The following is a 12,083-nucleotide window of genomic DNA, read 5'->3' on the forward strand; positions in this document are numbered from 1 at the left end:
ATAGTGTTGGCTTTCTTTTTCTGAAAGAGAAATCAGAATGCCCATAAATCGTTGTTTTTATATCACTGTCCGATATTATAATATTTAATTTTAGACTTTATTTTTGCTTCGACTTTTCTAACATTACGGCTATTGATTGTTTTGCTCATGGATCTGAATGGAATCAACAGCTTATCACCAATACCATCGACTAGTACAAACTCAGGAATACCGTGTCTTTGTTCTGTATACATGATACCTGCAATATTTACTTCACCAAATACAACGTGTAAGTTACAGCATTCATTAAAAAATTTGTCTAAGGCATCTGCATGACTTTTATTAAAGCTATTATCTTCGTCTAAATCATACACAGACACAACTGAGCCATTAGGAGAGGTTATCTTTTCAGCAACTAGTGCTAGCCCTTGGTCTGTTCCAATCATACCGTAAACTGTTTCGATAGGAAAAGTATAATTAAGCTTAGCGTAGCTGTTTTTACATAACTGCAAATACTGTAATAACTCTCTACGGAACTGTTTGTAAATTCCTTGAGAGCGATGTGCACGTAAATAATGTTGCCTAGCCCTTGCACCATCAGCAGTAGCATGTTTCGGATTCATAATTTTGATTATTTTGTCTGAATATACTGGATGCTCAAATACAATTTTCTGAGTACCTTGTCCTAGTAATTTGAGGTTTTTGGTTAAGAGCATGGTTATGTTTTTCCTATACTGCAGTATCTGAGATTTGAATATTTACGAAATAATAAAATCTGATGTTTAGTAATGACGTATTAAACATTCAATTGTAACGTTTACAGAAGTTCTTTATTAGCTCAAAAATAGTAATAATAAATGACTAATCAACAAAAGTTATTATTTAGGTCGTGTTCTAAGCTAGTAATATCAAGTATTCTTCAATAGGTACTCATAATACGAGTTAGGCTTTATGTCTTTCACATAAGACATTTTATGTATACTGGCTTGCGAGATAATATTTTGATATTCAGTTTCATTGTAAGGTTTGTCTAGTGACGCAACCAATAAATGAGGTTTAGCATCATCAATGATAGGGCATTGATATCCTGCAAGCTCGCCTTTTATAAGCGTATCAAATAAAATCTGGAAGAAAAAATAATGAGGGATATATTCTTGTGTTTTCCAAAAATTTAAAATTAAGTCTAAACAGGTATGAATAACCGGATCATTTTTTCGAGCAAAGATAACGCTATTTAACACATTGATTTTATGGTCACTTTCCCAAGAAAAATAGCTCTTATTAAATTTTTTCCATTGTTCTTTATCTCGTGCATCTAAGGCTCGTTGATACATAAAAAAGCCATTGTTACTTAACATGTTAGGCAAAGGTGCAGTAAGGTAAATAGTCGCATCTAACCAAACGCCACCATAAACATCAAGCAAGGCAAGACGTAGTAGGTCAGCAAAGAAGGCTGGTCTGAAACCTGGAGACGTTTTTTTATCCCAAATAAAATCAGGTAAATCTAGATAGTCGTAGATATTGCTGTCATCTAGACGGATGATTTTATAGTCAGCAGCATGTTTGTCTACTGACTTAAAGTATAATTTAACTGATTCAGGAAGATGGTTTTCAGTAATACCTTGCCCCCAGTATTGCCAAATGATTTTTTCGTTCTTAAATTCTTTTTTTGGCTGCAATGAAAAAGTCATTAACTTGCCATGGTTATATAGCTCAATAAATTGTGCCCAGCACTTTGCAACTTGGTTTTGCTGTTCAAGGTCTACTTCTTTTTCAAAGGCTTTACGCTTGATGCGCGGTGTGGTTAAGTTATAAAAATAACGGTAAGGCTTTTTCTTTTTATCTTTTAGCTGTTTATAAGCATTACTGTCTGAAAAAAAGCGAGGCGATATATTGTCTGAATCGAGTTTTGAGTTTTCTTTTACGTCTGCCATTTTTCTTTTCCCATTCACCTTGAGTGATTTTGTTATGAGTCTCGCCTCTGAGATACGAGTGTCCGCCAAAACGATAATGGGACTTATCGGAAAACATTACCTTAGAGGTTTTTTTCCAGTACTCGCGCTCACCACGTGTGAAGTATGGTGGTAATATTTTAATGTCTGTGCGCCCTAGAGCAAACCTATTTAGATGGCTTTCATCATGCCAAAGAGCAATAACATCTTTTTCTAGGTCAGTGATAGTATTTTGATTTAAAGTATTACTGAAATCTAAGAAGGATTTTGTTCTACCACCGACTATGCCGCCTGCAAAGTAATATTTCCCTTGATTATAGGGTATGTAAGCATTGGATTCAGAGTTTCGGTCGTAAGGATATTTGTTTCTATGGCGGTGAAACACATGTGGTTGTAAATAAAAAGTTAGATTTTCTTTAGGTTTTAGTGGTAGTAAGTCTTGTTGAGTTACTATCTTTAGAAACTCTGTATTTCCGTTAAAGAAAAAAGTGTAATTAAAAGGCTCGATAAGATGTCGTGAATTCAAGAACATGTTATAGCGCATAAGGGTGACATAGGGCCAGCTTAGAGCCTCTTGTTTTACCGCTGTAACGTCATTATCTTGTGCATTAAGTGAGTCTATTAATGACTCATCATCGGTAAATAGAAAGTAGTGTTTGTGACAGTCGGGTAGTAAGTACTTTTCAGCAGATTTATAGAAGTAATCCCAGAACACAGTGTACCGACCAGTTGCAATATACAGAATGGCAACAGATGGTTGAAGGTGATTATCTATTGTAGAAATAGTTGATGGCATAGCAAACTCGATTGTCGTAATGAAATTATTGCCTATGATGTATAGTCGATATCAAAAAAATTATATAAAAGGCACTTCTTTCGCGAAAAGGGCTTTTTTAGCTTGTGTCATTAGTCTGCTAGCTTCTTTATTTACTTTAGCGAATCCTTTTTGTTTTTCCATTTTCATACGACATTTACGATCTGTTAGGAGTGCACTTGGCAAATAAGGATTGTCTTTGTGCAATAACATTTCTTGAATACATAAAGCAGGAACAAGCTGCCGTACTGGTTCAGAGCTACGATTAATAAAGTCGTCAAACATCAACCTATCGAGCGGTAGCAAGGCGTTTTTTTTAATGTATTCTAAGTACACCTTAGCTCCTTGTAAAGATAGTATATAGCCTGCTGTACCCAGGTTTTTACCCTTTAATTCAGTCACGTAGCGCTTACCATCTCGTACAGCATGTGTATCTTTTGATAAATAAGTTTTTTTGGTAAAAGCTTCAATTTTAACGATATGCCAGTCAAGTTTAATCCATTTATCACAATTGAGTAATGTTTCAGCATCGTCACCTAAATAGATATCGTCCTCAAAAATAGTGGCGTATGCTAAATTCTCTTTAATGACTTTCTCCCAAATGGCTACGTGACTCATCATACACGCCAACTCACCTGGGGTTAGATTTGCAGAGGCTAAATCTAAAGATAAACGTTCAGCATAAAGTTTCGCAAGATCTGGTGTTAGAGCATCAAAAAATTCATAGTTTACGTTATGTTTACCAAATTCTGACTCAATATGTTTTCTGCGGTCGGTTGCAGAGGCTAAGCTAATAACAAACTTTCTCATAATAAGGTGATCCTACGTTATTTAGTAATGATTAAGTTTTTAATAGCGACGACTTTATCTTGTAGCATTCTTTTTTGCTTTTTCAAACTATAAGATGAGTCTCTACCTTCTTTTTCTTTACGCTGTATATTTTGGGTCGCTTGTGTACCTAAGATATCGCTGTCGAATCCCATTGGGCTGATCAGTGCAGGCCATAGGCCTAGACCTTTACCATTTTGGCTAAGCCACCTTTGAAAGAAAATGTCGACAGGCATATCAATGGTCTTACCTTGTTTAATAAACTCTTCTGCACCTTTGCGTGACCAAATAAGCCCTAAGCCGCGGATAGGGAAGTAATAAGCATGCCATAAAGTATGCGCATCAAAAGTAACAATGTCTTTAGCAAGCTTCTTCTTTTTAGCTGCGATATTAACCAGATACCAGTCCAACTCTGGATGAGTATGTAGATACGTCAGTGTTTTATCAATAACAGGTTTAAAACTACTGTTCATCTTCATATCATCTTCTAATACAACTAAAATATCAGCATCAGTTTCCAGGAACTTTTGTGCACATTGATAATGGCTTAAATAGCAGCCGATTTCTGAATTTAAGAGACTACGACCTAAATTGCTCTTGGCACTTTTATCATCATAGTTTACAAACTCCGATAAATCCTTGCCGCGGCCATCATAGGCAGATACGCGTTCAAATGGCCAATTGATATGATTAAGTTGCTGTCTCGATCTCTCTAGACGCTCATCGCTACCATCTAGATTGATTAGGTAGGTTAATGTTTTCATAGTTTGACTCTTCTTTACAATATCTACTCTAGAATTTATCAGGTTTTATGTCTTATTTGAGACTATTTGTTATCCTGATAATACGCTTTATACCAATTTACAAACTTTGAAATACCTTCTTCAATGCTAGTTTGCGGTCTAAAACCAATGTCTGTCGTTAGCTCATCTATATTTGCATAAGTAATAGGCACATCACCTGCTTGCATCGGTAGCAAGTTTTCTTTTGCCTTTTTGCCGCAAGCACTTTCAATCGCAGTTATGAATCGGCGTAGCGTGATCGGTTGATTGTTACCAATATTATAGATTTGGTAAGGTGCGATAGCTGTGCTAGTAGCAGAATGCTGAGGAGAAGGGGCTTTATCTATAAGACGTGTGATACCTTCAACGATATCATCAATATAAGTGAAGTCACGCTGCATCTCACCATTGTTGTATACATCAATTTGCTCGCCCGCTAGGATTTTTTTCGTGAAAGAAAAGTAAGCCATATCAGGTCGCCCATAAGGGCCATAAACTGTAAAAAAGCGCAAACCTGTCGTAGGAATGTTGTATAGATGGCTGTAGGTATGAGCCATTAACTCATTAGATTTTTTGGTAGCAGCATATAAACTGATAGGAAAATCAACGCGATCTTGAGTACTAAATGGCTGTTTGATATTCATACCATAGACCGAGCTTGAGCTGGCATACAGTAAATGTGCCACTTTGGTCTGGCGACAGCCTTCAAGCACATTTAAAAATCCTACCATGTTTGAATCCATATAAGCATGTGGGTTTTCAATAGAATAACGTACACCGGCTTGTGCACCGAGATTAATAACGATATCAAAGCCGTGTTCAGTAAACAAACTGGCCATTGCATCACGTTCTGCCAAATCTAACTCAATAAATCTAAAATTGTCTTCAGTTGAGTTTTCAGCAAGAATTTTTAGACGGTCTTTTTTTAGCTGAACATCATAGTAATTATTAAGGTTATCAATACCAACAATAAAGATTTCTTTATTTAATAAGGCTTTAATCAGATGAAAACCTATAAAACCTGCCGCACCGGTGACTAAGATATTCATTAATCGCTCCCAAATAAATCACGTGTAAATACTTTATGAGATACATCTTGTATCTCTGCAGACAAGCGATTGGCAACGATGACATCACTCATTGCTTTAAATTCTGATAGGTCTTTGAGAACTCGTGAATTAAAAAACTCTTCTTCTTCTAATACAGGCTCGTATACGATTACCTTGATGCCTTTTGCTTTAATACGCTTCATGATGCCTTGTATCGCAGAAGCTCTAAAGTTGTCTGAACCACTTTTCATGACCAGTCGATGGATGCCTACTACTTTAGGATTCTTCTCGATAATTTTATCGGCTATAAAATCTTTACGGGTGCTATTGGAGTCAACAATGGCTCTAATAAGGTTGCTTGGTACCTCATCATAGTTGGCTAATAGCTGCTTGGTATCTTTAGGCAAACAGTAACCACCATAGCCAAACGATGGATTGTTGTAATGATCGCCAATACGGGGGTCTAAGCCGACTCCCTCTATGATTTGTTTGGTTTCGAGCCCAAATGTTTGAGCATAAGTATCAAGCTCATTAAAATAGGCCACGCGCATTGCTAAATAAGTATTAGAAAATAATTTAATCGCCTCAGCTTCAGTATGCTTCACAAATAGTAGCGGCACGTTCTTTTTGATTGCACCTTCAAGAAGTAAGTTAGCAAACAATTGAGCTCGCTCTGACTGCTCACCTACAATGATTCGAGAAGGGTAAAGGTTGTCATGCAGCGCTTTACCTTCTCGCAGAAATTCGGGTGAAAAGATAATACGGTCAGTTGCATAACGCTCTCTAATACTCGCCGTATATCCTACTGGTACGGTAGACTTTATAATAATGATTGCTTGTTGATTGACCAAAAGTACTTGCTCAATCACTGCTTCTACCGTTGATGTATTAAAATAATTGGTCTTGGCGTCATAATCAGTTGGTGTCGCCACAATAATAAAATCAGCGCCTTTATAGGCTGCCGCTGCATCAAGTGTCGCAGAAAAGTTGAGATTTTTATTTGATAAAAAGTCTTCAATATCTTCATCTTCAATAGGGGACTGCTGAGTATTCAATAAGTCGATTTTTTCAGGAACAATGTCGACAGCGACGACTTCGTTATGCTGTGCCAATAGCATTGCATTTGATAAGCCTACGTAGCCTGTACCTACTACTGCTATTTTCATAATATATCCAATTAATGTTTATGCTTTGATGGGTCTAATCCAAAATTGGTTTATGCTAAATAAGATTCAAAATCACGATACCATGTCAGCTCAGCTAACTGGCGTTCCCGTCACAGAAGTGGGAAGATACGCTAAAAATTTATGCTTCATAGCTTGGCTGATTTTCTTGTGCGAATCTGTCTCAAGAAGATCTAGGCTTTGGATACAACCGTACTTGATAGATTCATCTTCTAAAGCAGTAATAAAATCATCGACACTACCTTCATTTTTTAGATAGTTGACAGAGGTATCGGGTTTTAGATTTGCTTCATCTTTTTGAATTTTCAGATGATTCATCAGGGTTATCGGATTCACCTGAGCCACATCTCTAAATTTATATTTAATCTGCTCTGTCAGTAGCTGAGGATGGTTTAGCAAATAATCTTTCAATATATTCCTATCGACGATATGCGGATAGTGATGAATTTCAAAAAATTGATCCATACCGATTACTTTGGCACTTAGCATTTGGGCGATAGTATGCCTTGGTTGAATCGGTGTTCCAAACAATTTAAAGCGCGATTTTCGGAAATTAAGCTTAGCATTTAATGCCGCACTTTTACGCCAGTGGCCGTGAATGTTCAGATTTTTACCATCCAAAAAGTCATCTATTTTTACTGGTTGGTTAAAAAAGAAATCATCGTTCATATAGATGAAGTAATCAGATAGCCCCTCAATATTCCATATCATCGACTCAATCGATCGGGTATTAAACGTAGGCAAAAACCGCTCGTAACCCGAAAATATGTCCTTATGATCAACGATGCGTATTTTATCTGCTGAGCAAATACCTTGCTTGGCAAACTCATCGATGAACGCTGGCTTTTGTTGATCTGTGACAATATATATATGACGACAAAAAGGCACATATTTGATGATAGAAGCAATATTATAATATATCTCATCGTCGCTGGCGAAACGCGTGTCAGTTATTGCGTCAGATGCCACTTCTTTAGTTGGCTTATACTGTTCTCGCTTTTGTTTGAGTATAGGGTCTGCACCATCTACCCAAGCAATGACGATGTCTAATGTATTTTCATTAGGCTGCTTCATAACTGATCCTGTTCTTTGCGGATACACATCTATTTTAGTAACTATATTAGATCAGCTATGATATTTGCTGATGCGATTATTAACAAGGTTTAATCGATTTAGATAGTTAGACTAATTATAATTTTTTATAGAGATGCCGTTAAATCCTGCTCGTACTTTACTGAGTAAATGCCGAGCACCAGCGGTAGGTGAGACTAGCATATAAAGTCAGAACGCTGCAATAATTATGACCATAGTTGCATTCATTTGGCTAACCTATCATGCCTATACCGTTAAAAAATCAAGCTGAGACACCAATGCCACCTATTATTCTATTTATTTTAAAAGCGCTTGAAGGTCGCGGTGCTGAGCGTATGGTTACGACTTTGGCAAGCGCTTATGCAGATATGGGCTATCGTACTCATATCCTATGCTTGGAAGCGACGCAAGATATGCTACTAGACGCTCGTGTGCAATATCACATCGTGCCATATGATGAGGTGTTTTCTGAGCAGAATCTCGACCCAGAATCTACGCGAACACAAGCCTACGAATCAGTTGCTAAACGTATTGATACTTACGTGCTTAGCCAAATAGGGAAGCCAGATTTAATACTGGCTAATATCTATAAGATAAACTGGATTATGACATATAGCCAGTTGCCAAACATCGTAAATGTACTACATACAGCGCTATCAAAGCAGTTCCAAAATCAATTATTAGAATCGCCAGTACAGACTATAAACCATTTGAAAATGGTTTATGGCGCTCATCCTTGTAGCTGTGTGAGTAAGGGTGCCCGCCAAGACTTGATTGCTCTTATAGGAAATATCACCAAAACCACAACAATCTATAATCCTTGTGATGCTATTGCTATAAATACCAAAGCAGCAGCAACTAGCCATCTTGAACATTTCGGCTTAGTAGATAAAGAATACATCATACATGTTGCTTCATTTGACAGCATGAAAGGTCATCGAGACTTACTACAGGCATATGCCAAAACAGAACGGAAGCTGCCATTAGTACTAGTAGGTAAAGGTAGGCTTGAAGCAGAGATTAAACAGTTGGCTGTCCAACTAAATATTAGCGATAGTATTAAGTTTTTAGGCTTCCAGACCAACCCTTATCCATTAATTAGATCAGCTGCACTGATGGTGCTTACTTCTAAATTTGAAGGCTTTGGCTATGTCATTGTAGAGGCGCAGGCACTGGGTGTACCAGTAATCAGTACGGATTGTCCTTTTGGTCCACGAGAGCTATTACCCGAGCAGAACTTGATTGCGGTAGGTGATATTGATGGCTTGGCCATGCTCATCGATCAAGCCATAGATAACCTTACAGATTATATCGTTCCGCTAAACCAGCAGTTACTGCCTGAACATATTGCAAGACAGTACTTAGCGTTTGGTTCTGTTTTGGATTCAGATAAAAATGAGGGTTTATAAATCGTAGTGGTTCTTAATTAAACGCCATCAAGCAGAGGTTATTAACTGCGAGTTATTAACTGCGAGTTATTAACTAGAAAGTGTCAAATAGCGATTTAGAAATAGGAGAGTGATTTACGACAGGGACACCATGCGATTGATAGATTCTGCCAAGTAAGTTAAACGAAGGGATAATGCGCTCGTTCATGACTTTGCTGAGCATACTTGGTGCACTATTGTTTTTATTTTCATAAAACCGTGGTTGCTTACTGTTAAGCAGGTCAATACCGTACAGATGAATACTCGCTGCTTGACGCGAAAACGCCAACTGCGCCGCTACATAAGCAACGGTTCCTGCTTCCACAAATCCATGAGTAATGTTAAGAGAGACGCCGATGTCAGCCGCTTTATGATCGCTATCAATGATAAAGTTTGGATTATTGATAAAATACGATAGCGGCATTTTTTTATTGAGTAATTTTTTCTTAAAGATAAGCTTATTAAAAGATAGCTTGTTTGACTTCACTCCCCAAGGCCTATCTACTGGGTACAACACTCGCATGGCATGATGGTACGTTTGCATAATATCAGGGTGCGTAGTGGCCATCGCTTCAAAGACAGCTAGCGTTGCATACAGAGGTTGCCCTGTATAGTACTGCTGTAAAATATCAGGCTGATGATTGATAAAGCGCGCATCACTGATAACGTAACCAGCAATATCGGTAAACTGATGCTGCCCAATCAGGCTGATACTGCCATTGACAAAAATAGTAGGCGTATCTAGGAGCTCTGCTAACGGTAGCTGCTGTATAGATGGCCCTGAAGCGATAATATTGACGTCTTTTCCATGCAAGCTCTGTTCAGGTTCATTGGCATTAAAAGCATTGATAATGATGAGCTCATTATCAATATTGAACCTAGCGGTAGCAGGTAATCTCAAATATAGCGCCATACTATTTTCCAGTCGTTTATTTCACCTATCTTATATCTTAATACACTGCCTTTACGCTAATTATAAATTGTCTAAATATGGTTAATTACTAAGCATCTATTGCCAATGGTCTTTTAACCATGGGCTTGGCTTCACATGTCGATACCATTTACCACCACTACCAGCAATCGCATCGGGCGGGTTAATCTCACCGTGGAAGATAACGATTTTTGCATCATCCGGCAGAGTAGGTGTGCGCACAAAGTTAAAAGGAATCGGCGCAATGCATTGGTACTTAAAGCTGACACACCATGTCTTATCCCAATACTCTAAGTGGTGATGCTCACGCAAATAGTTAGAGAGGTAAGCCTGCTCGTGACGTACTTGGGTACGAATGGTTTCAAAGTTTCGCTCAAAATTGGACAGCAAATCAGGATAGGTATTCATACCAATATTGAAGCGATAAACAGAGCTATTGCCAATCATGCGCCAAGGTTTTTTCCAGTCGCGGATGATGACGACACTGTCTTCATGCTCTGCTTGGTAAGTAAAAAATGCATCGATATTATCGACAATGACGATATCGATATCTAAAAATAGCGCCACACCTTTTAAATCATACAGCTCAGGCTTAAAGGTAGTCAGTTTTTTCCAACCACGTTCAGGACCTGCTGGTAAATCCATGTCAGGTATCGGATAACAGGCAATCGCAGGGTCAATACCTGTGCTGTCATCAGTCAAGCAAACCATTTGGAAATCTAAGGTTAGATGTCGACTAACCATGTTGTAGAGACGATTGACGTATTCAGGACCATATTTGTCGCCCCATTTCATACAGATGATATAACGCTGTTCAGCAGCATTTGTGCTGGTTTGCTTAGGATTTGCAGATGAGGTCTTAGTTACGTCAGATGTCATAATGCACTCGTATTGAGATAATAGTCAGATAAATGAAGGACTAATAAAAGTAAAAGAATATAGAGTTCAGCCAATATTAGCATAGCTGTGACTGATGGAACGTCTAAACTGATGGTACGTCTAAATAGTGCAACGCTAGGTTGGTGATGACTAATGATTGTCGAGCTTAGTGTTATCGCTTTTAACATTGTCGCTTTCAACATTGTTATTTCGAACGCTATCGTTGATATCGCTAGCAGAAAGATTAGAAACGCTAGAATGGTGAGATTGGATAAAGGCTGCTAAAGTCTCTTTATCTTTTTTATAAGGGTTGCCTAAGTTTGGAATACGCTTAAAACGTCGATACCCCCACATATAATGACTGTAGTTGTCTGTAATCATACGCTCCATAGCCTGATTGAGAGCATGAGTTGCCACTTCGGCGTTACGGTCGTATAAAGCAGGATCATCGAGTTTGTAGCAGTAAATGTCAAAACCGCGTCCATCGGTACGGCGAATACAAGATAAGCCAACCAATGCACATTTGGTTTTGCTTGCCAATTTGGAGGCAAGGGTACTGGTCAATGTTTCGATACCAAAGAACGGAACGACAACGCCGCCTGATGGCTCTGGAACGTGGTCTGGCAGTACGATACTAAAACCACCTTGCTTGAGTGTTTTAAACACGGCTTTAACACCGCTCCCATCAGTAGGTACTAAAGTCGCGTTAAGTCGCGCACGTCCTTGAAGGATAAAATCGTTAGCGAATTTGCCGTCAACTGGCTTATACATAATGGTTGGCGCACCAAACTGGTTGAGCCAAGCATTCATCATCTCCCAAGTGCCGAGATGCGGGACGATAGCAAGCATGCCATTTGGATTGGCAAGACCCTCTAAAAAAATGTCTTTATTATGGACGTCATGAATCTGAGCGATACTCCACTCAGGTGGCATCGCCCAGCTTTTTATAGATTCAATACTGGTCAGACATTGATGATAAATAATGTCTTTGGTCAACGCTCGCTTTTGCTGCTCAGACAGTGTATGAGTAATCAGCGCCATATTGATCTGAATGGTACGCATGATACTTAGACTGGGTATCTTAATGATAACCCACGCAACAAAACGTGCCAGCATCTGCAGTACAGACAATGGCACGACTTTGAAAATATGGTACGGATTCATGA

Annotated in this window: 12 protein-coding genes; 1 reads left to right on the forward strand and 11 read right to left on the reverse strand. The window is 38.4% G+C overall.

The genetic code is table 11. The annotated features are described in order from the left end of the window. Positions 1 to 62 precede the first annotated feature (62 nt). From B2863_RS04200 to B2863_RS04235, 8 genes are all read right to left on the reverse strand, one after another. Entirely contained in the window at positions 63 to 695 is a 633-nt protein-coding gene (locus tag B2863_RS04200) for a YrbL family protein (protein WP_296207735.1), read from the reverse strand. Between the two features lie 192 nt (positions 696 to 887). Further along, the gene (locus B2863_RS04205; protein WP_296207737.1) at positions 888 to 1,913 is read right to left on the reverse strand and encodes a capsular polysaccharide synthesis protein; all 1,026 of its coding nucleotides are present in this window, start codon (positions 1,911 to 1,913) and stop codon (positions 888 to 890) included. Beyond that, positions 1,843 to 2,727, reverse strand: coding sequence for a glycosyltransferase (locus tag B2863_RS04210; RefSeq protein ID WP_296207739.1), 885 nt, complete (start codon positions 2,725 to 2,727; stop codon positions 1,843 to 1,845). Before B2863_RS04210 ends, B2863_RS04205 begins: the two co-directional genes overlap by 71 nt. Before the next feature lie 60 nt (positions 2,728 to 2,787). Beyond that, positions 2,788 to 3,555, reverse strand: a complete 768-nt coding sequence (locus tag B2863_RS04215; protein WP_296207740.1) for a glycosyltransferase family 25 protein — start codon at positions 3,553 to 3,555, stop codon at positions 2,788 to 2,790. A gap of 17 nt (positions 3,556 to 3,572) precedes the next feature. Then, positions 3,573 to 4,337: a glycosyltransferase family 25 protein gene (locus B2863_RS04220; protein ID WP_296207743.1), complete on the reverse strand. Its 765-nt coding sequence runs from the start codon at positions 4,335 to 4,337 to the stop codon at positions 3,573 to 3,575. Positions 4,338 to 4,399: 62 nt separating this feature from the next. Beyond that, on the reverse strand, positions 4,400 to 5,404 hold the full coding sequence (locus B2863_RS04225) for an NAD-dependent epimerase (RefSeq protein ID WP_296207744.1): 1,005 nt from the start codon (positions 5,402 to 5,404) through the stop codon (positions 4,400 to 4,402). Then, positions 5,404 to 6,570, reverse strand: coding sequence for a nucleotide sugar dehydrogenase (locus B2863_RS04230; protein WP_296207746.1), 1,167 nt, complete (start codon positions 6,568 to 6,570; stop codon positions 5,404 to 5,406). Before B2863_RS04230 ends, B2863_RS04225 begins: the two co-directional genes overlap by 1 nt. A 90-nt stretch (positions 6,571 to 6,660) precedes the next feature. After that, complete coding sequence (locus B2863_RS04235) at positions 6,661 to 7,662, reverse strand: Stealth CR1 domain-containing protein (protein WP_296207748.1); 1,002 nt, start codon at positions 7,660 to 7,662, stop codon at positions 6,661 to 6,663. Between the two features lie 260 nt (positions 7,663 to 7,922). On the opposite strand from B2863_RS04235, the gene B2863_RS04240 reads away from it, so the two are divergent. Beyond that, the gene (locus B2863_RS04240; protein WP_296207750.1) at positions 7,923 to 9,089 is read left to right on the forward strand and encodes a glycosyltransferase; all 1,167 of its coding nucleotides are present in this window, start codon (positions 7,923 to 7,925) and stop codon (positions 9,087 to 9,089) included. A 73-nt stretch (positions 9,090 to 9,162) separates the two neighbouring features. On the opposite strand, the gene B2863_RS04245 is transcribed toward B2863_RS04240, so the two are convergent. The 3 genes from B2863_RS04245 to B2863_RS04255 form a co-directional block, all read right to left on the reverse strand. After that, a complete protein-coding gene (locus B2863_RS04245; RefSeq protein WP_296207751.1) occupies positions 9,163 to 10,020 on the reverse strand; it encodes a hypothetical protein in 858 nt (285 codons plus the stop codon). A 96-nt stretch (positions 10,021 to 10,116) separates the two neighbouring features. Then, positions 10,117 to 10,917: a glycosyltransferase gene (locus B2863_RS04250; RefSeq protein ID WP_296207753.1), complete on the reverse strand. Its 801-nt coding sequence runs from the start codon at positions 10,915 to 10,917 to the stop codon at positions 10,117 to 10,119. Positions 10,918 to 11,067: 150 nt separating this feature from the next. Further along, the gene (locus tag B2863_RS04255; protein WP_296207755.1) at positions 11,068 to 12,081 is read right to left on the reverse strand and encodes a lysophospholipid acyltransferase family protein; all 1,014 of its coding nucleotides are present in this window, start codon (positions 12,079 to 12,081) and stop codon (positions 11,068 to 11,070) included. Positions 12,082 to 12,083: the final 2 nt, after the last annotated feature.

Origin of the sequence: Psychrobacter sp. UBA3480 (genome assembly GCF_002377945.1) — a bacterium.
Taxonomy (GTDB): domain Bacteria; phylum Pseudomonadota; class Gammaproteobacteria; order Pseudomonadales; family Moraxellaceae; genus Psychrobacter.